This window comes from Nonomuraea ferruginea (genome assembly GCF_039540635.1).
Taxonomy (GTDB): Bacteria; Actinomycetota; Actinomycetes; order Streptosporangiales; family Streptosporangiaceae; genus Nonomuraea; species Nonomuraea ferruginea.
On sequence record NZ_BAABFD010000017.1, the window covers coordinates 105871 to 129105 of the forward strand.

12 protein-coding genes are annotated in these 23235 nt (G+C 72.6%); 9 read left to right on the top strand and 3 right to left on the bottom strand.

The features are described 5' to 3' along the window. The first annotated feature begins 169 nt into the window (after window positions 1-169). The 8 genes from ABD999_RS29725 to ABD999_RS29760 all read left to right on the top strand — a co-directional run bounded on the left by ABD999_RS29725 (window position 170) and on the right by ABD999_RS29760 (window position 17000). Window positions 170-7720, top strand: a complete 7551-nt coding sequence (locus ABD999_RS29725; RefSeq protein WP_345482993.1) for an SDR family NAD(P)-dependent oxidoreductase — start codon at window positions 170-172, stop codon at window positions 7718-7720. A gap of 10 nt (window positions 7721-7730) precedes the next feature. Continuing rightward, window positions 7731-8750, top strand: coding sequence for a 3-oxoacyl-ACP synthase III family protein (locus ABD999_RS29730; RefSeq protein ID WP_271277103.1), 1020 nt, complete (start codon window positions 7731-7733; stop codon window positions 8748-8750). Further along, window positions 8747-10483 carry a fatty acid CoA ligase family protein gene (locus ABD999_RS29735; protein ID WP_271277102.1) on the top strand — a complete coding sequence of 579 codons (1737 nt, stop codon included), beginning with the start codon at window positions 8747-8749 and terminating at the stop codon, window positions 10481-10483. Before ABD999_RS29730 ends, ABD999_RS29735 begins: the two co-directional genes overlap by 4 nt. Then, on the top strand, window positions 10480-11448 hold the full coding sequence (locus tag ABD999_RS29740) for an NAD-dependent epimerase/dehydratase family protein (protein ID WP_148035253.1): 969 nt from the start codon (window positions 10480-10482) through the stop codon (window positions 11446-11448). Before ABD999_RS29735 ends, ABD999_RS29740 begins: the two co-directional genes overlap by 4 nt. Continuing rightward, complete coding sequence (locus ABD999_RS29745) at window positions 11445-12356, top strand: alpha/beta fold hydrolase (RefSeq protein ID WP_271277101.1); 912 nt, start codon at window positions 11445-11447, stop codon at window positions 12354-12356. The genes ABD999_RS29740 and ABD999_RS29745 overlap by 4 nt, the downstream gene beginning before the upstream one ends. 98 nt (window positions 12357-12454) lie before the next feature. Beyond that, window positions 12455-13753 carry a family 43 glycosylhydrolase gene (locus ABD999_RS29750; RefSeq protein ID WP_271277100.1) on the top strand — a complete coding sequence of 433 codons (1299 nt, stop codon included), beginning with the start codon at window positions 12455-12457 and terminating at the stop codon, window positions 13751-13753. Window positions 13754-13979: 226 nt separating this feature from the next. Beyond that, complete coding sequence (locus ABD999_RS29755; RefSeq protein WP_271277099.1) at window positions 13980-15368, top strand: glycoside hydrolase family 43 protein; 1389 nt, start codon at window positions 13980-13982, stop codon at window positions 15366-15368. A 12-nt stretch (window positions 15369-15380) separates the two neighbouring features. Further along, window positions 15381-17000 (top strand): glycoside hydrolase family 27 protein, encoded by a 1620-nt coding sequence (locus ABD999_RS29760; RefSeq protein WP_345482995.1) that lies wholly within the window; start codon window positions 15381-15383, stop codon window positions 16998-17000. 53 nt (window positions 17001-17053) lie between these two features. On the opposite strand, the gene ABD999_RS29765 is transcribed toward ABD999_RS29760, so the two are convergent. Then, the gene (locus tag ABD999_RS29765; RefSeq protein ID WP_271277097.1) at window positions 17054-18376 is read right to left on the bottom strand and encodes an extracellular catalytic domain type 1 short-chain-length polyhydroxyalkanoate depolymerase; all 1323 of its coding nucleotides are present in this window, start codon (window positions 18374-18376) and stop codon (window positions 17054-17056) included. A gap of 11 nt (window positions 18377-18387) precedes the next feature. Further along, the gene (locus ABD999_RS29770; protein WP_271277096.1) at window positions 18388-19863 is read right to left on the bottom strand and encodes an endo-1,4-beta-xylanase; all 1476 of its coding nucleotides are present in this window, start codon (window positions 19861-19863) and stop codon (window positions 18388-18390) included. A 656-nt stretch (window positions 19864-20519) separates the two neighbouring features. Between ABD999_RS29770 and ABD999_RS29775 the strand changes: the two genes are divergently transcribed. Beyond that, window positions 20520-21188: a hypothetical protein gene (locus tag ABD999_RS29775; RefSeq protein WP_271277095.1), complete on the top strand. Its 669-nt coding sequence runs from the start codon at window positions 20520-20522 to the stop codon at window positions 21186-21188. On the opposite strand, the gene ABD999_RS29780 is transcribed toward ABD999_RS29775, so the two are convergent. Further along, window positions 21185-23218: an APC family permease gene (locus ABD999_RS29780; RefSeq protein WP_271277094.1), complete on the bottom strand. Its 2034-nt coding sequence runs from the start codon at window positions 23216-23218 to the stop codon at window positions 21185-21187. The genes ABD999_RS29775 and ABD999_RS29780 overlap by 4 nt on opposite strands. Window positions 23219-23235 lie beyond the last annotated feature (17 nt).

Genomic DNA, 23235 nt, shown 5'->3' on the forward strand with positions numbered 1-23235 from the left:
TTGCATAATGTTGACTACTCTCGGCAACATTCCTTACGTTTCCGCGGCGCACCACACCATCCCTTAACAGGAGGCATGACGCTTACCAGCAAGGAACACGAACAGTCGCTGTTCGACCACGTACGGCTGTGATGCCATGGGTGTCGCCGACGAACAGGAAAGGTGGCATATGAGCGCAGGCGGGAACGAGCGGACGTGGCCGGGGCGAGCGGTGGCGATCGTGGGCGTGGGCTGCCAGCTTCCCGGCGGCATCCGCGACCTCGACGGACTGTGGCAGGCCCTGCTGCGCGGTGACGACCTGGTCGGCACCGTGCCGCCGGACCGGTTCGAGGCCGAGCGGTACGTCGACGAGTCCCTCCCGCGCCCCGACCGCAGCTACACGCGGGCGGGCGGCTTCCTCGACGACCTCACCGGATTCGACGCCGCCTACTTCGGGATCTCGCCCAAGGAGGCAGCCTCGATGGACCCGCAGCAGCGGCTGCTCCTGGAGATGGCCGCCGAGGCGCTCGACGACGCCGGCATCGACCCGGCACGCCTGGCCGGGACCGACACGGGGGTGTTCGTCGGCGTCTCCGATCCTTCGTACGGGGTGCTGCAGGCGCTGGAGCCCGGCGGGATCGGCCCCTACTCGATGTCGGGCAGCGCGTTGTCGATCGCGGCCAACCGGCTCTCGTACGCCTTCGACCTGCGCGGGCCGAGCATGAGCATCGACACCGCCTGCTCGTCGGCGCTGCAGGCGGTGGAGCGCGCCTGCCGGGCGCTGGCCGACGGCTCCACGCGGACGGCGCTGGCCGGGGGCGTGAACGTGCTGCTGAGCCCGACCGGGTTCGTCGGGTTCAGCCAGGCGTCGATGCTGTCGCCGACCGGGCGGTGCCGGGCGTTCTCGGCCGACGCCGACGGGTTCGTCCGGTCGGAGGGCGGCGGCGTGGTCGTGCTCAAACGGCTGGAGGAGGCGCTCGCCGACGGCGACCGGATCCACGGTGTCATCGTGGGCGCCGCCGCCAACAACGACGGCCGCACGATGGGGCTGGCGCTGCCCCGTACCGAGGCGCAGGAGGCGCTGCTGCGGCAGGTGTACCGGGAGGCCGGGATCAGCCCGGACGAGGTCGCGTACGTGGAGGCGCACGGCACCGGCACCCAGGCGGGCGACCCGGCCGAGTGCGGGGCGCTGGGGCGGGCGCTGGGCACGGCGCGGTCGGGCGGCCCGCTGCCGATCGGCTCGGTCAAGACGAACCTGGGGCACCTGGAGCCGGCCTCGGGCATGCCGGGGCTGTTCAAGGCGCTGCTGGTGCTGCGGCACGGGACGATCCCGGCGTCGCTGCACGCCTCGACGCTCAACCCGGCCATCGACTTCGACGGGCTCGGGCTGAGCGTCGTCACCCGGCCGCGCCCGCTGCCCGAGACGGGCGGCCGGACGGTGGTGGGGGTGAACTCGTTCGGGTTCGGGGGCGCGAACGTGCACGTGGCGGTGGCCGCACCGCCCCTCCGAGCGGCGCCGGCGCGGCCGGCGGGGGCCGCGCCGGTGCCTGTCGTCGTGTCGGCCCGGGCCGCGGGCGCGCTGCCGGAGGCCGTCGCGCGGGCGGCCGAGCACCTGGCGTCGGTGGACGAGGGTGACTTCTACGACGTGGCCTACACCGCCACCCGGCGGCGCGGCCTGCACCGGCACCGCGCCGTGGTGCTCGCCGCGTCCGCGGCGGAGGCGGCGGGCAGCCTGTCCGGTCTGTACGGTTCGTCGCCGGTGATCGGGGAGGCGGTGGAGCGGGGCCGGGTGGCGCTGGTGTTCTGCGGCAACGGCTCGCAGTGGGCCGGGATGGGCGCCGGCCTGTTGAGTGATCCTGCCTTCCGTAAGGCCGTCGAGGCCGTGGACGACGAGCTGGCGACCCGGCTGGGCTGGTCGGTGCTGGAGGAGCTGACGCTGCCCGCGGACCGGTGGCGGCTGTCGGCGACCGAGCGGGCCCAGCCGCTGCTCTTCGCCGTCCAGGCCGGGCTCGCCGGGATGCTGGAGGCGGCGGGCGTGCGGGCGGGGGCGGTGCTCGGTCACAGTGTCGGCGAGGTGGCCGCCGCGTACGTCGCCGGGGCGCTGTCGCCCGCCCAGGCCGCGCAGGTGATCGCCGAGCGCGGCCTGGCGCAGGCCGCGACACGCGGGCAGGGCCGGATGGCGGCGGTCGGGCTGCCCGAAGCCGAGGCCCGGCAACTCCTGGCCGGTTACCCCGGGGTGGAGGTGGCCGCGGTCAACTCCGACCGCGACGTCACGGTCGCGGGGCCGCGGGCGGCGCTCGGAAGGCTGGGCGGGGATCTGGCGGCGCGCGAGGTGTTCTTCCGCGAGCTGGACGTGGACTATCCGTTCCACAGCGCGGCCATGGACGGGGCGCGCGAGCCGCTCCGGGCGGCGCTGGCCGACCTGCGGCCGTCGCGGACGCGGATCCCCATGGTGTCGACCGTGACCGGCGAGCCGCTGACCGGCGAGGAGCTCGACGCGACGTACTGGTGGCGCAACGTGCGGCGGCCCGTGCGCTTCTCGGCGGCGGTCGAGCGGGTGCTCGCCGACGGGTTCGACGTGCTGGTGGAGGTGGGCCCGCACCCGGTGCTGCAGTCGTACCTGCGCCGCGTCGCGGCCGCCGCCCGCGTCCGCGCCGCCGTGGTGCCGACCCTGCGGCGTGGCGCGGTGGAGGAGACCGCCGCGAGCGCCGCCGTCGGCTCGGCGGTGGCGGCGGTCGTCGCGGCCGGGGGTGACGTCGACTGGGACCGCTACTTCCCGCGGCCGGGCCTCGTACGGTCGCTGCCCGCGTATCCGTGGCAGCGGCAGCGGCACTGGCTGGGCGGCCCGCTGACCTGGGTGCGCACGATCGGCGACCCCGAGATCACGCATCCGTTGCTGGGCCAGCGGCTGCCCGCGCTCGACCCTTCCTGGTACGGGGAGATCGACCAGGTCCGGGTGCCCTGGGTGACCGACCACCGGGCGGGCGGGGCCGCCGTGATGCCCGCGACCGGCTACGTGGAGATGGCGCTGGCGGCGGGCCGGCAGGCGATCCCGGACGCCGCCGAGGCGGTCGAGGTGGACCGGGTGAGCATCACCCGCGCGCTGGTGGTGCCGGGGCCGGGCGCGGAGCCGGTCTGCGCGCAGACGTCGCTGTCCGCCGAGACGGGCACGATCACGGTGGCGAGCACGACGCGGCGCGGGCAGCATCCGCGCGAGCACTTCCGGGCGCGGGTCCGGCCGCTGCTGCGGCCGGCCCCGGCGCCGCTCGATCTGGCGGAGCTGCGCGCCCGCGTCGCCGAGCCCGTGGACGTGCCCGCCTACTACGCGCGGGCCGCCGAGGGGCGCATGGTGTGGGGTCCGGCGTTCCGGGTGCTGACGGGGTTGTGGCGGGCCCCGGGCGAGGTGCTGGGCGCGTACACGTGCCCTGACCAGCGGGACGAGCGCTACCAGGCGCATCCCGTGCTGTTCGACAGCGCCCTGCAGGCGGGCGTGCTGTGGCTGGTGGACGCGCTGGTGGGCGGCACGGGCTACATGCCTGCCGCGATCGGGTCGGTCCGGCTCTGGGGCAGACCGGCCCCGGAAGGTTTCCTGCATGTACGGGAACGTTCCAGTTCTGTCGAGGAGGTGTGCTGGGACATCACGGTCACCGGGGGCGACGGCCGGGTGGCGGCCGAGATGGAGGGGGTCCGGTTGCGCAGGACGCCCGGCCTGCACGCCACGCGGACCGAGCGTTACCACGTCGAACTACGGGCGGCGCCCCGGCCCGGGGAGCCGGCGGACGCCTGGCCGGGCCCCGATCCGGCGGGCATACTCGCGGGGGCTTCCGCGCGGCTGGACGAGGTGCGCTCGGCCTGGCGTGAGCTGCGTTACCCGGAGTACGCGGCCAAGCTGGAAGAGACGTTCGCCCGTACGCTCGGCGCGGCGCTGGCGGCCTTGACCGGCGGTGGCGAGCTGACCGTCGACGATCTGGCCGCCGCCTGCCGGGAGCCGCACCACCGTGCGCTGGTCCGGGCGGCGCTGCCGCTGCTGGAACGGCACGGCGTGCTGGAACGCCGCGGCGAGCGGGGGGTGCGCCTCGCCCCGCCCGCACCGGTCGCGACCGAGCTGCGGGGGCTGGCCGTGGCGGGGGCGGCGTTCCCCGCGCAGACGGCGCTGGCGGTGCGGGCCGGGCTGCGGCTGCGCGAGGTACTGGCCGGGGAGGTCGCGGCCGGCGACGTGCTCGGCTCGGACGGCGCCGGGGAGCTGGTGGACCAGTACCACGACGTGGGGCCGGCGAGCCTGTTCGCGAACCGGCTCGCGCGGGCGCTGGTGGAGCAGGTCGTCCAGGGGTGGCCGGCCGACCGGCCGCTGCGGGTCCTGGAGGTGGGCGCGGGGACGGGCGGCACCACGGTGACGTTGCTGCCGATCCTGCCGGTCGACCGGGTCCGCTACACGGTGACCGACATGGCCGAGCCGGTGCTGGCCCGGCTGCGGCAGCGGCTGTCCGGGGTGGACGTCGCCGAGTTCGGCCTGCTCGACCTGGACGCCGACCCGGTCGGGCAGGGGTGGCCGGCCGGCGGGTTCGACCTCGTGGTGGCGGCCGGGTGCCTGCATCTCGCGCGTGACCTGCCCGGCGCCCTCCGCGGGCTGGGACGGCTCCTCGCCCCGGGCGGCAAGCTGCTCGTCGCGGGACCGCACCGGGCCGGACCGCTGCTGCCCTTCCTGGGGCTGACACCGGAGCTGTGGGGCCCCGGCGCGCTGCCGTCCGCCCAGCGGTGGCCGGAGCTGCTGGCGGAAGCCGGATACGCCGACATCATCCAGACCGGCCCTGAACAGGACCCTGAAGCAGGCGACTTCTCAGCGCTCCTCGCCACCTCCCCCTCCGAGCACATTGCGGAGACAACCGCCGACCAGCTCGCCGACGGCGTGTGGGTGGTCGCTGCGGAGAACGATGGGGATCCGCTCGCCGTCGAGCTCGCTTCGTTGCTGCGGGAGCGGGGTGGGCGGGCGAATGTGGCGCCCCTCGCCGATGATCCCGCCGCGTGGGCGGCCCAGGCCGTGTCGGCGGACGTGGTCACGTTCGCGATCGTCCTCGGCGGCACAGGCCCGGAGGGCGTCGTCGAACGGATCACCCGGCGGGCCGCGGCGCTCCGCGCGATCGCCCTGGCCTGCGAGCAACTGCCGCACCACGTCCAGGTGAGGCTGTGGCTGGTGACCCGCCCATGCGGCGCGCTCCCGGAGCCCGGACCGCCCGGCGACACCGCCCACCCCGAGAACGCCACCCACCGCGAAGCCGCCGGCCAGAAGAGCGCTGCCCAGCTCGAAAACACCGTCAACCCCCTAGAGACCGCCGACCCCGAAAACACCGCCAACTCCGTAGAGACCGTCCACCCTGAAAACGCCGCCGACCCCGTATGGATCATTCATCCCGAGGATGCCGCCACCTGGGGGACGGTGCGGTCGCTCGGGAACGAGCAGCCCCAGTTGGACGCCCGGCGGGTGTGCCTGCACCGTAGTGGGGACGTCCGGCGAGACGCGGCGGGGCTGGTGGCGGAACTGGTGTCGGCCGGGGAGGACGACGAGATCCTCCTCACTCGCCGGGGCCGGTTCACGCCGCGTCTGGTGAGGTCGGCGCCGCCGTCCGTCCCCGCCGGCCGCCGGGGGGCGTACCGGCTGGCGGTGCGTGACCCGGGGCTGTCGTACGAGCTCTGCTGGGAACGGGCCGAGATCCCGGAGCCCGGGCCGGGCCAGGTGCTGATCGAGGTACGGGCGATCGGGCTGAACTACCGCGACGTCATGTTCACGGTCGGCCTGCTCCCGTCGGAAGCGGTCGAGGCGGTCTTCGGCGGCCACGAGCTGGGCCTGGAGTGCGCCGGCACCATCGCCGCCGTGGGGCCGGGCGTCGTCCGGCTGAGGCCCGGCGACCGGGTGATGGCCGCGGGCCCGGTGGGGTTCGGCAGCCACGCGGTGGCCGAGGAGTGGACGGCCGTCCGGATCCCCGACAGTCTCACCTTCGCCGCGGCGGCCACGCTGCCGATGGCGTTCTCGACCGCCTACCACTCGCTGCACGGGTGCGCGCGGCTCCGGCCCGGCGAGACGCTGCTCGTGCACGGCGGCGCGGGCGGGGTCGGCCTGGCCGCGCTGGAGTACGCCAGGCACGCCGGCGCGCGGGTGATCGCCACGGCGGGCAGCGAGGCCAAGCGCGACCTGCTGCGGGCGCTGGGCGCCGCGCACGTGCTGGACTCGCGCAGCCTGCGCTTCGGCGAGCAGGTCAGGGAGCTGACCGGGGGCCGCGGCGTGGACGTCGTGCTCAACTCCCTGGCCGGGGAGGCCATCAGCCGCGGCCTGGAGTGCCTGCGGCACGGCGGCAGGTTCGTCGAGCTGGGCAAGCGCGACATCTACGAGAGCAGGCACGTGGCGCTGCGGCCGTTCGGCGACAACATCGCGTTCTTCGGCGTGGACGTGGGCACCCTCATGTGGAAGGACCCGGCGCTGATGGCCGAGCAGATGACGGCCGCGTTCCAGCACGTGCACGACCAGCGCCCGCTGCCCCACACGGTGTTCCCGGCCGAGCGGGTGGCCGACGCGTTCGCGCTGATGCGGCACTCCCGGCACATCGGCAAGGTCGTCGTCTCCCTCGGTGACCCTGTCGCGGTGCGGTCCCGGCCCACCCGGCGTCCGGCTGCGGGCACGTACCTGATCACGGGTGGGCTGAGCGGGTTCGGCGCGGAGACGGCGCGGCACCTGGCGCGGGGCGGGGTGCGCCGGCTGGCGCTGGTCAGCCGGCGCGGCGCGGACACGCCGGGCGCGGACACGCTGCTGGAGGAGCTGCGCGGCCTCGGCGCGGAGGCCACCGCGCACGCGGCCGACGTGGCCGACCGCGACGCCATGCGGGACATCCTGCGCGAACTGGACGCTTCGGGCCACCCCGTGCGCGGTGTCGTGCACGCCGCCATGCATCTCGACGACGCGGCGCTGGCCGATCTCTCCGACGACCGGATCCGGGCGGTCCTGCGGCCCAAGGTCGCGGGCGCGCTGGTGCTGGACGAGCTCACCGCGGACCTGCGGCTGGAGGCGTTCGTGCTGTACTCGTCGCTGACGACGATCGGCAACATCGGGCAGTCGCCGTACGTGTCGGCGAACCTGTTCCTGGAGGCGCTGGCGCGACGGCGGCGGGCCCGGGGCCTGCCCGCGCTGGCGGTCTGCCTCGGCGCGCTCGCCGGCACCGGCGTGCTGGCGCACGGCACGCAGGCCGAGGCGCTGAAGCGGTTCGGCATCGACTCGGTGGACCCCGCCGTGGCGCTCGCCGCCGTGGACGCCATGCTGGTCGACGGGGCCGACGTGGCCGTGGTGGGCCGCTGCGACTGGGCCAGGCTGCGGCAGACGCTCCCCGGCCTGCGACGGCCGTGGCTGTCGGCGGTGCTGCCGCCCGGCGCCGATCAGGCCCCCGACACCGGCGACCTGCTGTCGGAGCTGGCCGCGATGACCGGCGACGAGGCGCACGAGCACGTCGTCGAGCAGATCACCGCCCTGCTGTCCGCGGTCCTGCTCGTCCCGGCCGCCGACATCGCCCCCGACCGGCGGCTGGACGAGTACGGCCTGGACTCGCTCATGGCCACGCAGCTGCTGCTGTCGATGCGGCACGCGTTCGGGGTGGACATCCCGCCGATGGAGCTGATCCGCGGCGCCGGGACCGTCACCGACATCGCCCGTACGGTGCTCCTCCACCTGGGGCTGCACTCCACGCGTCCGGCTTCCTGAGGAGACCGCCATGGCTTCCGTGCACGCCCGGGTGGCCGGTGTGGCCGCCCACCTGCCCGAGACCACGATGACCACCGCGGAGGTGGAGGACCGGCTCGCCGCCCGCAACCCCGGGCTGGTCCTGCCCCGGGGAGTGATCCACAACGGCAGCGGCGTCCGCCGCAGGCACGTCGCCCCGCCAGGGGAGAAACCGTCGGACCTGGCCGCGCACGCCGCCCGCGCGCTGCTGGACGAGCAGGACCTGCACGCCCGCGACCTCGACCTGCTCGTCTACGCGGGGGTGACCATCGACCTCGTCGAGCCCGCGACCGCGCACGTCGTGGCGGCGAAGCTGGGCGCCGGCTGCCCGGTGTTCGACGTGCGCAACGCCTGCAACAGCGTGCTGAACGCGATCCAGGTGGCGGAGGCGCTGATCGTCACCGGCCGGCACCGGCGGGTGCTGATCTGCTGCGGCGAGCTGCCGACCGCGTTCATGCCGTGGACGCTCTCCGGCGCCGACGAGTTCATGACGGTCGCCGCCGCCTACACGGTGTCGGATGCCGGGGCCGCGCTGCTGCTGGAGGCCGCGGCGGAGCCGGGGGTGCTCGGTCACCGGTTCGCCGCCCAGTCCCACGGGTGGGACGCCGCCACCGTGGCGCTGCGGAACCTGACGTCCGACCCGGCGACCGACTGGCCGGTCATCCGCCCGCTCACCGTCGACGCCATCGGACTGATACGCGGCATCGAGGCGACCGACCACGCCGTCTTCTCCGATCCGCTCGCCGCCCTCGGCCTCACCTGGGACGACTTCGCCGTCGTGTGCGTGCACCAGGCGTCGCTGCCCGCGCTGTGGAAGTTCTGCGCCCACGTCGGGATCCCGCCGGAGAAGGTCGTGGTCACCATCGCCCAGCACGGCAACCTGGTGGCGGCGACGATACCGGTCCAGCTCGCCCAGGCGGTCGCCGCCGGACGGGTGCGGCGCGGCGACCTGGTGGCGTTCGTCGGCCTGGCGAGCGGGTTCAGCGCCGGCACCGTCGTGGTGCGGTGGTGACCCCGGTGCCGGTGAGCGAGCTGGTCACCCGGGCCGAACGCTGGGCCGCCGACCGGCCGGACACCCTCGCCTGCCAGATCGGCGGGCGGGCGCCGCGCTCGGCCAGCTACGGGGAGATGGCGCGATCGGTGGAGGAGACGGCGGCCGCGCTGGCGCTCGGCGGGGTGCGGCCCGGCATGCGGACGGTGCTGCTGGTGCGTCCGGGCGTGGAGCTCGGCGTGCTGGTGCTGTCGCTGCTGCGGCTGGGGGCGGTGCCGGTCATGGTCGATCCGGGACTGCCGTACGCTGCCGTCCGGCGGTGCCTGGAGCGGGCCGCGCCGGAGGCGTTCATCGGGGTGCCGCTCGCCCAGGCGGCCCGGCTGGCCCTGGGCTGGGCCCGGCGCACCAGCCGCGTCGTCATCACGGTCGGACCCCGCCGCTTCTGGCCGGGACCGACCCTCGCCACCCTACGAACCGCCGCCCGCGACCTGACACGGGACTCGCGAGCCGCCGCGCCCGCACCGACCCCGGACCCGCATACACCAGATCTGCGAGTCACCGACGCCGGACCGACCCCGGACCCGCGAACCGCCGCCCGTGGCGCGGTGCCGGGTCTGCCGGCGCCTGGGCCCGGTGATCTGGCGCTGATCGCGTACACCTCCGGTTCGACGGGGCCGCCGAAGGGGGTGCCGTTGCGGCACCGGCACCTGACGGCGCAGCTCGACCTGCTGGCCGGGCTGGAGCTCATCCGGGCCGGCGCACCCGTGCTGTCGACGTTCATCCCTTTCGCCCTGGGGGCGGCGGCGCTGGGCGCGACAGCCGTGCTGCCCGATCTGGACCCGCGGCGCCCGCTGCGGTTCGACCCCGCGGCGCTGGCCGCGGACATCCGCCGGTACCGGGTGTCCACCCTGTTCGCCGCGCCCGCCCTGCTGGACCGGCTGGCCCGGCACTGCGTGGCCCGCGATCTGGTGCTGGACTCGCTGGAGACGGTGGCGGTCGCCGGGGCGCCGCTGCCGCTGCCGACGCTGGACCGCGTCCGCGCCTGCGTCCCCGGCGCGGCCCGGGTGCTGTCGGTGTACGGGGCGACCGAGTGCCTGCCGGTGGCCGCGATCGAGGGCGCCGAACTGGTGGCGGCGCACGCCGCGCACCGGGGGGCCGGGACATGCCTGGGCCCGCCGCTGCCCGGGGTCGAGGTCCGCGTCGTCGGCGTCACCGACGGGCCGATCGCCCGGTGGGACGAGAACCTGACGGTGCCGCCCGGCACCGTCGGGGAGTTCGTCGTCTCCTCCCCCGCCGTCAGCGATCCCTATCTGGACGACCCGAGGGCCACCGCCCTGGCCAGGATCCCGGACGGCGACCGGGTCTGGCACCGCATGGGCGACCTGGGCCGGCTGGACGAGCACGGCCGGCTGTGGTTCGCGGGCCGCAAGTCCGAACGCGTCCGCGCCCCGGACGGCGACCTCTACACCGACCACGTCGAGACACTCCTGGCCGGAGTGCCGGGAGCGCGCCGCGTCGCCCTGGTGGGCGCCGGCCCACGCCCCGTCCTCGTGGTGGAGCCCGAGCCCGGCTTCCGGCGCGACCTCGTACGGGCCGGGATCCTCGCGGAGGCCGCGCGGCACCCGCGCACGGCGGGCCTGCGCGAAGTGCTGTTCCACCGCCGCTTCCCGGTGGACGCCCGGCACAACAGCAAGATCCGCCGGGACGTGCTCGCCGCCTGGGCGGCCCGGCGGTCGCGCGGAGGCCGCCGGTGAACGTCCTGGTCACCGGGGGCGGCGGGTTCCTCGGCCGCGCCGTGTGCCGCCGCCTGGTCGCGCGCGGCGACACCGTGCGCGCTCTGCACCGCCGCCCGCGTCTCGAACTGGACGCGCTGGGCGTCACCCAGTACCTGGCCGACATCCGCGACCCGGCGGCCGTCCGCGCCGCCGTCGACGGGTGCGAGGCCGTGGTCCACTGCGCCGCCAAGGCCGGGGCGCACGGCGCGTCCCGGGACTTCGCCGAGGTCAACGTGCACGGTACGCGCAACGTGGTGGACGCCTGCGCGGGAGCCGGGGCCCGGCTGGTCCACGTGTCGTCGCCGAGCGTCGTGCACAACGGGCGCGACCTGGACGGCGTGGACGAGTCCGTCCCGTACGCCACCCGGTTCACCGCGCCCTACCCGCGCACCAAGGCGGCGGCCGAACGGCTCGTGCTGGCCGGGCCGGCGCCGTCCGTCGCGCTGCGCCCGCACCTCATCTGGGGGCCGGGCGACCCGCACTTCCTGCCCCGGTTCGTGGCGAACCGGCACCGGCTGTGGCTGCTGGGCAGGGCGGACAAGACCATCGACACCGTCTACGTCGACAACGCGGCCGACGCCTGCGTGCTGGCCCTCGACCGGCTGCGGCCCGGGTCGCCGCTGTGCGGGCGGGCGTACTTCATCACCCAGGGCGAGCCGTGCGGTTTCGGCGTCTGGGTGAACGCGCTGCTCGCGGCGGCCGGGCAGCCTCCGGTGCGGCGGCGGCTGCCCGCCGGACCGGCGATGGCGGCGGCCGGGATGCTGGAACGGCTGGCGGCGCAGGGCGGCTGGGAGCCGCCCCTGACCCGGTTCCTGGTGGAGCAGGCGTCCACGGCGCACTGGTTCGACATCTCCGCGGCCCGCCGCGACCTCGGCTACCGGCCACGCGTGAGCATGGCCGAAGGGCTCGCCCGCCTGACCGCCCACCTCTCGGAGTCCCCGTGACGCGTTTCCCCGGCTACCCGTTCGCCTCCCGCTGGCACGCCCACCCCGGCGGGCTGCGCCAGCACTACGTGGACGAGGGGACGGGTGCCCCGGTGCTGTTCGTGCACGGCAACCCGTCCTGGAGCTACCTGTGGCGGCGGCCGATCCTGGCCCTGCGTGACCGGTTCCGCTGCGTCGCTCCGGACCACATCGGCATGGGGCTGTCCGACAAGCCGGCCGCCCGGGAGTACGACCACACCTTCGCCTCGCGCGTCGACGACCTCGACGCGCTGGTCGGGCACCTCATCGCCCACCGGGGCGCCCCCGAGCGGGGCTGGACGCTCGTCATGCACGACTGGGGCGGGCCGATCGGCATGGCGTGGGCCTGCCGCCACCCCGGGCGCGTCGCCCGGCTCGTCGTCCTCAACACGGCGGCCTTCCCCAGCCCGCACGGCGAGCGGGTCCGCCTCCCGCTGCGGGCGCCGCTGTGGGTGCTGCGCCGCACCCGGCTCGGCGCGCGGCTGTTCCTGCGGCACAACCTGTTCGCCCGCGGCGCGACCTGGCGTCCGCTCGGCGTGCGCCGCCGCATGCCCGCCGACGTGCGCGCCGCCTTCCTCGCCCCGTACGACCGGCCCGAGCACCGGGTGGCCGTCCAGCGGTTCGTGCACGACATCCCGCTGCGGCCGGGCGACCGGGCGTGGCCGCTCCTCGAAGGCACCGGCCGGCGGCTCGACCGGTTCGCCGGGCTGCCGGCCTTCGTCGGCTGGGGGCTGCGCGACCCGGTCTTCGACCCCGCCATGCTGGCCGAGTGGCGGCGCCGCCTGCCCCACGCCAGGGTCGAGGTCTGCCGGCGAGCCGGCCACTACCTCCTGGAGGACGCCCACGAGCGGTTCGTCCCCGCCATCCGCGCCTTCCTGACCGAGACGTAGCGCGGCGGGAGGCCGAGTGCGTCCGAACCCCTGTCGGCCACCTCGGCCGGAGGACTTCACTGGGGACCTGAACTGATTACGGATGATCGGAGGTCCTCATGCGGCTCCTCGGCCGGCTCTTCCTGGCGTTCACCGCGGCCACAGTCTGTCTGCCCACGGCCGGCGCGGCGGCGGCCACCGTGGCCCCGGCGCCCGTGATCCGCGCCGACTTCCCCGATCCGGACGTCATCCAGGTCGGCTCCACCTTCTACGCCTACTCCACCAGCAGCCGGCCCGGCCGCATCCCGGTCGCCAGCGCCCCGTCCGCCACCGGCCCGTGGACCGTGCGCGGGGACGCGCTGCCGGCCAAGCCGTCCTGGGCGGGCGACGGCGGGTTCTGGGCGCCCGACGTCTCCCGTCTCCCCGACGGCCGATACCTGATGTACTTCACCGGCCCGAGCACCGCCACCGGGCGCATGTGCGTCGGCGCCGCGACCTCGGCGAACCCGCTCGGCCCCTTCCAGCCGGCCGGCGGCTCGCCGCTCGTCTGCGACGCGGACGAGGGCGGCGACATCGACCCGTCCAGCTTCGTCGACACCGACGGCAAGCGGTATCTGCTCTACAAGAACGACGGCAACGCCGTCGGCCGGCCCACCATCCTCTGGCTGCAGCAGGTCGCGGCCGACGGCGTCACCTTCGTCGGCGGCCGCACCGAGCTCATCCGCGACGACAGGCCCGAGGAGGCCGGCGTCATCGAGGCGCCCGTGCTCGTCAAGCGGCCCTCCCAGTACGTGCTCTTCTACTCGGGCGGCTCCTACACCGGCAACAGCTACTTCACCGGCTACGCCGTGTCCCCGTCGCTCACCGGGCGCTACACCAAGGCGTACCGGCCGCTGATGACGACCGCCACCTTCGACGGAGCCGTACAGGGACCCGGCGGGACCGACGTGCTCGGCGACCGCGCCTTCTTCCACGGCTGGGTGGGCGACGCCCGCCACCTGTACACCGCGGCGCTGGGCTGGGCCGGCGACTATCCGGTCGTGCGTGGCAGCCGCGTACGGTACGAGGCCGAGCGCGGCTCGCTCAACCGTGCCACCGTCCGCACCGGCGCGGCCGGGGCGTCCCAGGGGGCCGTCGTGGCCAAGATCGACCATGCGGACAGCTGGGTCGACGTCCGGGTGTTCGCGCCGGTCGCCGGGGCCTACACGGCGCACGTGGCCTACGCGGCCGGTTACGGCGACGCGCAGCACCTGATGACGGTCAACGGGACCACGCGGTTCACCCTGGACTACCCCGACCGCGGCTGGGACAACTGGACGCAGGTTCCGGCCCGGCTCAAGCTGAACGCCGGCTGGAACACCCTGCGCCTGCAGCACCGGACGCGCTGGGCGGAACTGGACCACATCGAGATCGCCTGATCCACGGGCCGGCCGCACCGTCACGTGAAATTTTCACGTGACGGTGCGGTCACGTGATCCCTTTTCGGACGGAACCGCAGGCCGGGAAGCGTCCAGGCGACGACGCCCACGCGGCGGGGATCGCCTCCGTTGACGCCCGCCGGACCATCGGATGTACTCCGCGACGACGCACCCCACGATTTGATGTTAGCGCTAACACTCCACGAAGCCGCCCCGAAAGGACCCCATGAGACCCGCGCGATCACGCCGCCTGGCCTGGATCATGAGCGTGCTCTGCATCATGTCCCTGCTGCCCGCGACACCGGCCATGGCGGACAACCCGATCGTCCAGACGATCTACACCGCCGACCCGGCGCCGCTCGTCCACAACGGCCGCGTCTACCTCTACACCGGCCACGACGAGGACGGCTCCACGTACTTCACGATGCGCGACTGGCGCGTCTACTCCTCGACCGACATGGCCAACTGGACCGACCACGGCTCGCCCATGAGCCTGGCCACCTTCACCTGGGCCGACGCCAACGCCTGGGCCGGCCACGTCGCCTACCGCAACGGCAAGTTCTACTGGTACGTCCCCGTACGGAACCGGAGGACCGGCGGCATGGCCATCGGCGTCGCGGTCGGCGACAGCCCGACCGGGCCGTTCCGTGACGCGCTGGGCCGCCCGCTGGTCGAGAACAACGAGATCGACCCCAACGTCCTCATCGACGACGACGGCCAGGCCTACCTGTACTGGGGCAACCCCCGGCTCGCGTACGTACGCCTGAACAGCGACATGATCTCCTACTCCGGCGGCATCACCTACATCCAGCTGACCGGCGCGGGATTCGGCACGCGCAACGGCAACCCCAGCCGTCCCACGCTCTACGAAGAGGGGCCCTGGGTCTACAAGCGCAACGGCCTCTACTACAACGTGTTCGCCGCGGAATGCTGCTCGGAGTTCATCGCCTACTCGACGGCCCCCAGCGCCACCGGGCCGTGGACCTACCGGGGGACGATCATGCCTCGGCAGGGCAGCAGCTTCACCAACCACGCCGGGATCGTCGACTACGCCGGAGGATCGTACTTCTTCTACCACAACGGCGCCCTGCCGGGCGGCGGCGGTTTCACCAGGTCAGTGGCCGTGGAGAAGTTCACCTACAACGCCGACGGCAGCATCCCGACGATCAACATGACCACCGCCGGTCCGCCTCAGGTCGGCACCCTCAACCCGTTCGTCCGGCAGGAGGCCGAGACCGTCGCCTGGGCGTCCGGGGTGGAGACCGAACCCTCCAGCGAGGGCGGCATGAACGTCGGCTACATCGAGAACGGCGACTACCTGAAGGTCAAGGGCGTCGCCTTCGGCAACGGGGCCACCGCTTTCACCGCCCGCGTCGCCTCGGCCACCAGCGGCGGCCGGATCGAGCTGCGGCTCGGCAGCGCCACCGGCACCCTCGTGGGCACCTGCGCCGTCAACGGCACCGGCGGCTGGCAGAACTGGACCACGATCACCTGCCCGGTGTCCGGCGCGACCGGCACCCGTGACCTCTACCTGCGTTTCGCGGGCGGCGGCGGCTACCTGTTCAACGTCAACTGGTGGCAGTTCACCGGCAGTGCCCTCCCTTCGACCCCCTGAGGAGCGATCTCCATGAACGGGAAACGAACCCGCGCGCTGCTGACCGCAGTGGCCCTGGTCGTGGCGCTCACCCCCGCTACCCAGGCGCAGGCGCTGGAGAACGGCGTGGGCCGCACCCCGCCGATGGGGTGGAACACCTGGAACACCTTCGGCTGCAACATCAACGAGACGCTGATCCGCCAGACCGCCGACGCGATGGTCTCCTCCGGCATGCGCGACCTCGGATATCAGTACGTCGTCGTCGACGACTGCTGGTTCGACCCGGCCCGCGACTCCGCCGGAAACCTGCGGGCCAACCCGTCGAGATTCCCGAGCGGCATGAAGGCGCTCGGCGACTACCTGCACGCCCGGGGCCTGAAGTTCGGCCTCTACCAGGCACCCCTGGACCGCACCTGCGCCCAGTACTTCGGCGCCTACCCGGGCGCCACCGGCAGCCTGAACCACGAGGTCCAGGACGCCCAGCAGTTCGCCGCCTGGGGCGTCGACTATCTCAAGTACGACTGGTGCTCCCCCACCGGCACCATCGACGACCAGGTCCGCACCTTCGCGAAGATGCGCGACGCCCTGGCGGCCACCGGCCGGCCGATCCTCTACAGCATCAACCCCAACAGCATCCACGAGAAGACCGGCCCGCAGCGGAACTGGGGTGACGTCGCCAACATCTGGCGTACGACCGAGGACATCACCAACGTGTGGAACTCCGGTCAGACCAACGGCTACCCGATGGGCATCCAGAACATCGTCAACGTCAACGCGCCCCTGTCGGGCTACGCCAGGCCGGGACAGTTCAACGACCCCGACATGATGGTGGTCGGCCGGGGCGGCATGACGGACACCGAGATGCGCAGCCACTTCGCCCTCTGGGCGATCATGGCCGCACCGCTGATCGCGGGCAACGACATGCGGAACATGGACTCCGCGACCGCCACGATCATGAAGAACCAGAACCTGATCGCCATCAACCAGGACCCGCTCGGCCTCCAGGCCACCCAGATCAGCAACGACGGCACCCGCCGTGTCCTGGCCAAACGGCTGAGCAACGGCGACGTCGCGGTCGCGCTGTTCAACCAGGGCGGCGGCACGACGACGATCAGCACCACCGCCTCGGCGATCGGCCTGTCCGGCAACTCCTTCAGCATGCGTGAGGCCTGGACGAACGCCGTCACCTCGACGACCGGGGCCATCTCGGCGAGCGTGCCGTCCCACGGCACCGTCGTGTTCCGGGTCAGCGGCGGGACGCCCAACCCCGTGTCCCGGATCCAGGGCGTGGGGTCGGGCAGATGCCTCGACGTCACCGGAGCTTCCCAGGCCAACGGGACCCGGGTGGCGATCTGGGACTGCCATGGTCAGGTCAACCAGCAGTGGACCTCCACGGCAGCCGGCGAACTGCGGGTCTACGGGAACAAGTGCCTCGACGTGAACAACAACGGCACCGCCGACGGCACCAGCGTGATCATCTGGGACTGCAACGGCCAGAACAACCAGAAGTGGCGCTTCAACACCGACGGAAGCATCACCGCGCTCGGTGCGAACAAGTGCCTGGACGTGCCGGGCAACGCCACCGCCAACGGCGTCTACCTGCAGATCTGGACGTGCAGCGGCGCGGCCAACCAACGGTGGACCCGCCTCTGAGCCATGACCCGGGTCTGGGCGATCCACAAGAGACCGCCCAGACCCGGGGTGCGTCACGCGGCGCCCAGGCTCCACCGCTGGTTGGCGCCGCCGTGGCACGAGTAGAGCTGGAGGCGGGCGCCGTTGCCCGTCCCGGCGGCGTCCAGGCACAGCCCCGACTGCACGCCGACGATCGACCCGTCAGAGTTGACGCGCCACTTCTGGTTGGCGCCGCCCCAGCACGAGTAGAGCTGGACGCCGGCTCCGTTGCCCGTCCCGGCGGCGTCGAGGCATTTGCCGCCGAGGCCCCGCAGTTCCTGGGACGAGGTGAGGGCCCACCGCTGGTTGGCGCCGCCGTGGCAGTCCCAGAGCTGGAGCCGCGTGCCGTCGGCGGTGCTCGAGTTCGGCACGTCCACGCAGCGCCCGGAGGCGACGCCCCTGATCTGGCCGTCGCCGCCAGGGGTCGGCGTCGGCGTGGGACCGGCGCCGTCGAGGCCGAAGAACCGGATCGCGTGCACGGCCATCCCGGGATGCGGCAGATTGTGCCCGGCTCCGCTGATGGTGTAGGCCTCGACCTGGCCGGTCCCGAAGACTCTGCGCGTCCACCCCGATTGCGGGTTCGTGGTCGAGGTGGGCGTCCGGCTCACCCCGTGCACGTCGGTCCACTGGTCGACCTCCTTCTGCAACATGCTGAAGTTCAGCACGTCGTCCGCGGTGCCGTGCCAGGCCATCAGCCGGGGCCGGGGACCGGTGTAACCGGGGTAGGCGCCGCGGACCAGGTCGCCCCACTGCTGCGGAGTCCGGTCGCCGCAACCGGGCGGGCCGAGACAGCCGAAGGGCACACCGGCGAAGGGAGCGCCGGCCTTGAACACATCGGGATAGGTGGCGAGCAGGTTGACGGTCTCCATCGCCCCGGAGGAGAAGCCGGTGGCGAACACCTTCTCGGGGTCGCCGTTGTGGCGCTGCACGACGTAGTTGACCATCGACACGATCGACACGGGGTCGCTGCCGCCGCCGTGCCGGAGTGCTTCGTCCGACCACACGTCGAAGCAGTTCGACAGGCCGTTGGCGCTCTTGTTGGCCTGCGGGTAGATGACGACGAAGCCGTGCCGGTCGGCCAGGGACGCGAACTCCGTCTGCTGGTGGAAGTCGGTCGCCCGGCCGTTGCAGCCGTGCATCGCCACCAGGATGCCGGGACGCGCGGCCACGTTGTCAGGGACGTAGAGGTGCATCTGGATGTTGCCGGGGTTCGCCCCGAAGTCGCCGATCCTGGTCAGCGTCGCCGCACTCGCCTGGGGCGCCATGGCGACGCAACCGGCCAGGACGGTGATCACCGCGGTGACCACGGCGGCGATCACCGTCCCTGACCCGATCGGCACCTGCTGGTGCCGTCTCATGATCTGACCTCCTAGCCCCGGTTCCAGGACCACTTCTGGTTGTCGCCGCCCCAGCAGGAGTAGATCTGGAGCTGGGTCCCGTTACCGGTGCCGTTGTTCACGGCGTCGAGGCACAGATTCGACTGGACTCCGACGATGGAGCCGTCCGAGTTGACGCGCCACTTCTGGTTGTTGCCGCCCCAGCAGGAGTAGATCTGCACCCTGGCGCCGTTGCCGCTGCCGGCGGCGTCCAGGCACTTGTTGCCGTAGACGCGGATCTCCTGCGCGGAGGTGTAGGACCACTGCTGGTTGGAGTTGGAGTGGCAGTCCCACAGCTGGAGCTGCGTGCCGTCGGCCGTCGAGGCGTTCGGCACGTCCACACACCGCCCGGACGCCACACCCCGGATCTGTCCCACGGTGCCGGGGGTCTGCGTGGGCGTCGTGGTCGGGTCCGGGTCGGGGTCCGGGTCCGCGTTGTTGAGCGCGTTCAGGACGGAGTTGTACGCGGCCTTCTTGTTGCCGTTGCCGTCGAAGAGCAGCGCGCTGGCGCCGGCGCCGAGCCAGGAGTCGCTGTCACGGACGCCCCAGACCGTGATGCCGGTACAGCGCGGCACCGCCAGGCAGTCGTTGACGACGTTGGCGTACGTGGTGGCCGAGCCGCCCTGGATGTCCAGCTCGGTGATCTGCACGTCGACGCCCAGGGCGGCGAAGCTCTGGATGGTCGTGCGGTAGTTGCTGTTGTAGGGGCTGTTGCTGTTGAAGTGCGACTGCAGGCCGACGCAGTGGATCGGTACGCCGCGCTGCTTGAAGTCGCGGACCATGTTGTAGACGCCCTGCGTCTTGGCCCAGCTCCAGTTGTCGATGTTGTAGTCGTTGTAGCAGAGCTTGGCGGACGGGTCGGCGGCCGCCGCGGTGCGGAAGGCCACCTCGATCCAGTCGTTGCCGGTCCGCTGGAGGTTGGAGTCGCGCCGGCCGCCGGAGTTGCCGTCGGCGTAGGCCTCGTTGACGACGTCCCAGGCGTAGATCTTGCCCCGGTAGTGCCCCATCACGCCGTTGATGTGGTCGATCATCGCCTGGCGGAGGTTGCCGCCGGAGAGCGACTGCATCCAGCCCGGCTGCTGGTTGTGCCAGGCGAGGGTGTGGCCGCGTACCCGTTTGCCGTTCTGCACCGCCCAGTTGTAGATCCGGTCACCGGCGCTGAAGTTGAACTGCCCCCGGTTGGGTTCCGTGGCGTCGATCTTCATCTCGTTCTCGGCGGTGATCATGTCGAACTCGCGGTTCGCGATCGTCGTGTACTGCTGGTCGCCCAGCTTGCCCGCGGCGATGGCCGTGCCGAAGTACCGGCCGCTCTGCTGGGCGGCGGCGGCGAGCGTGCTCTCCGCCGCATCCGCGGGAACGGACACCATCAGCGCCGCGCCTACGATCCCCAGGGCGCCGACGGCGCCCACGATGCCGCGGAGGACACCGAAACGTTCGTACGCGGACGAAGGTAAAGCCTTCAAGCCCATGCCTGACTCCATACTGAAGTTACGGAACGAGGGATGTGCGGGAACCCCGGCGGACGACGCCGCACCCCAGGCCGGAGGCGCACACCACGATGGCGTCATGACCGGCGGCCCTGGCCGATCACCACATCAGGCAGGACCGACCGCCTCGGAGATCAGTGTGGGAACGTAACCGAAACATGTCAACGTTTTCACGAAAATTTCGGAACGCCCGACGCGGGGTAGATGCCTGACCGCGGCTGCCATGGAGCCACGGACACCAGGAGCGATATCGTACGAGCACCCCGCGACGGCGGAGATGAAACTTTCACCCATCCCCGCAACTTACGGACCCGCAGACCTGCCCCGACACCCACCGGACACGTCGCGCACCAGACCACCACCCCTTGACGACACCCGGCGTGTTGTATTTACTCGCCGCCATCACCACCGGAAGACGCCGGAGTGCGAAGGAGGACCAAAGCGCGGAATGTGAGCGCTAACAAAGCCTGGGCGGCACCACACGCCCAGACCATTCGGCGCCCGCCGGTCCGCCTTACTCATGGAAGGCAGACCGGCCGGGCGAATTCGCGGCCTGACCCGAAGCCGACAGCTCAGATGTGGCACTCTGGGGTCCACCGGACTTCGAAGGAACATCTGACGGCGATGGGAATGCTCGGATGAGCCAGACTCGACAAGATGGCGACCAGGCAGACCCTTCAGGCCACTACTACGGCGATCCCAGTCAGCAGCCATCGAGAAAATGGACCAAGGAGACCATCCTCGCGGTCCTGTCGTTAGCCCTCGCGGTGACCGTCCTGTTCTTCGGTGATGGATGGTTCCGCGGCGAGGACGACCCACCGCCGGCGGCCGCGACCACCAGCCCCTCGGCTCACCCCGCCAGCACGGCCCCGAGCAGCTCGGCTCCGACGCCGAGCCAGACCCCGTCACCAGAACCGTCGGCAGCGCCTTCCGTCCGGTGGACCGGAGTCGTGCGCCTGGGCGCCGGTGTCGACCTCGACCAGCTCCCGCCGACCATTCGCACATCCGACGAGAACGCGGACATCGCTGAATCCTCGTCCTTTTTCGTGAGTTCGATCGCAGCGCACGAACAGTCCCTCGCCCCGTGGAGCGACTCCACCGCGCCCACCCGGCAGCAGTGCGTCGAGGCACTTTCGACCCAGGGCACGACGGAATGGGGCGAGTCAGGCAAGGAAGAGGTGGAGACCGGAGCGATCTTCTGCCTGCGGACCTCCGAAGGGCGCATCGCGGCGATGAAGATGAAGGACGACTCGTACCACAACATGCGGGCGACCGTGAAGGTCTGGGACCCGGCCGACTCGCTCTAGCCGCGATCCGCTCTGGGGTCGGGTTCGCCTCGTCGTACGGCTCCCGGGGCCCGGCGGAGGGGCCGGCGGGTCAGGCGGCGGGTGAGCCGGCGGGAGGACGGCAGCTGCCAGGGGACGCTGATGATCACGACGCCGGGGATGAGCATGAGCCGGCTCCTGAGCCACAGCGTGGTCCGGTTGTGCAGCAGGCTCTCCCACCATCGTCCGACGCTGTACTCGGGGATGACGACGTAGATCACGTCACGCGGGCTCTTCCGTACGAGGGAGCGGACGTAGGCCGTGATCGGGCGGGTGAGCTCGCGGTACGGCGAGTCCAGGACCTTCAGCGGGACGTTGATGCCCGAGGTGTCCCACCGCCTCAGCAGGTCCTGGGCGTCCTCGCGGTCGATGGCCACCGTGACCGCCTCCACGTGGTCGGCCCGGAGCGCACGGGCGTAGCCCAGGGCGCGCACGGTCGCCGCGTCCATCCGGGGAACCACGACCATGGTGAAGACCCGCGCGGGGGCGACGGACTCCTCGATCGGGTCGGTGACGGCGAGTTCGGTGGCGAGCACGTCGTAGTGCCGGCGGATGCCCCGCATCAGCGACCACAGCAGCACGCCCGCGGCCAGCGCCAGATAGGCGCCCTCGGTGAGCTTGGTGGCCAGCACGATGATCAGGACCAGGCCCGTCGTCAGGGCCCCCACGGCGTTGATCGTCCGTGCCAGCCGCTGGTGGCGTCGCACTCCGGCGTCGGACTCGACGGCCAGCGCCCGGCCCCAGTGGCGGACCATCCCGGCCTGGGACAGGGTGAAGGAGGTGAAGACGCCCAGGATGTACAGATGGATGAGGTCGGTCACCGATGCGTGGAAGACCCACAGGAGCGCGGCCGCGATGGCCGCCAGGGCGATGATCCCGTTGGAGAAGGCGAGCCGGTCCCCGCGCATGTGCAGCTGCTCGGGCAGGTAACGATGCCGGGCCAGGAGCGAGGCGAGGAGCGGGAATCCGTTGAAGGCCGTGTTGGCGGCCAGCACCAGCACCAGCGCGGTGGCCGCCTGGACGACGAAGAACCCCACGCTGTCGTGCCCGCCGAAGACGGCGGCGGCCAGCTGGCCGATCACGGTGCGCTGGGGCAGGTCCGCGCAGTCCGGGCCGGTGCCGCTGAACTGGCAGGGGTCGGCGGCGATCCGCACCTGGCTGATCAGCGCCAGCGCCGTGATCCCGGCGAACATCGTCGCCGAGATCAGGCCCATGACGGCCAAGGTCGTGGCGGCGTTGCGGGCCTTGGGGCGGCGGAACGCCGGCACCCCGTTGGAGATCGCCTCCACTCCGGTCAGCGCCGTGCAGCCGCTGGAGAACGCCCGCAGGATCAGCACGGTCAACGTCAGGCCCGTCAGCTGCTCGTACCCCGCCTCGGGACGGAGCTGCCACCCCGCGGACTCGGCCACCGGCGCGTTCCCGGTGACCCAGCCGAACAGACCGGTCGCGCACATCACCAGCACGGCCCCGATGAACAGATACGTCGGTACGGCGAAGACGCGGCCGGACTCCCGTACCCCGCGCAGGTTCACCGTGGCGAGCACGGCGACGAGACCCACGGCCAGGCTCACCCGGTGTTCGTGCAGGCCGGGGAACGCGGAGACGATGTTGTCCACTCCCGCGGCGACCGAGACCGCCACGGTCATCACGTAGTCGACCAGCAGGGCCGCGGCCACCACCAGGCCGGCCGTCGGGCCGAGGTTGCCGGAGGCGACCGCGTACGACCCGCCGCCCCCGGGATAGGCGCGGACCACCTGCCGGTAGGACACGACCACCACGACCAGCAGGACGATCACCGCCGTGGCCACCCAGGACGTCAGATGCAGGAAGGCCAGCCCGGCGACCGAGAAGACCAGCAGGATCTCCTGGGTGGCGTAGGCCACGGACGACAGCGGATCGGACGCGAAGATCGGCAGCGCCAGCCTCTTGGGCAGCAGCCTCTCGTGCAGCTTTTCGCTGCGCAGCGCCCTGCCGACCAGCAGACGCTTCACGACTTCCGCAAAGCCGATCACGGGGAGAGCCTAGGCAC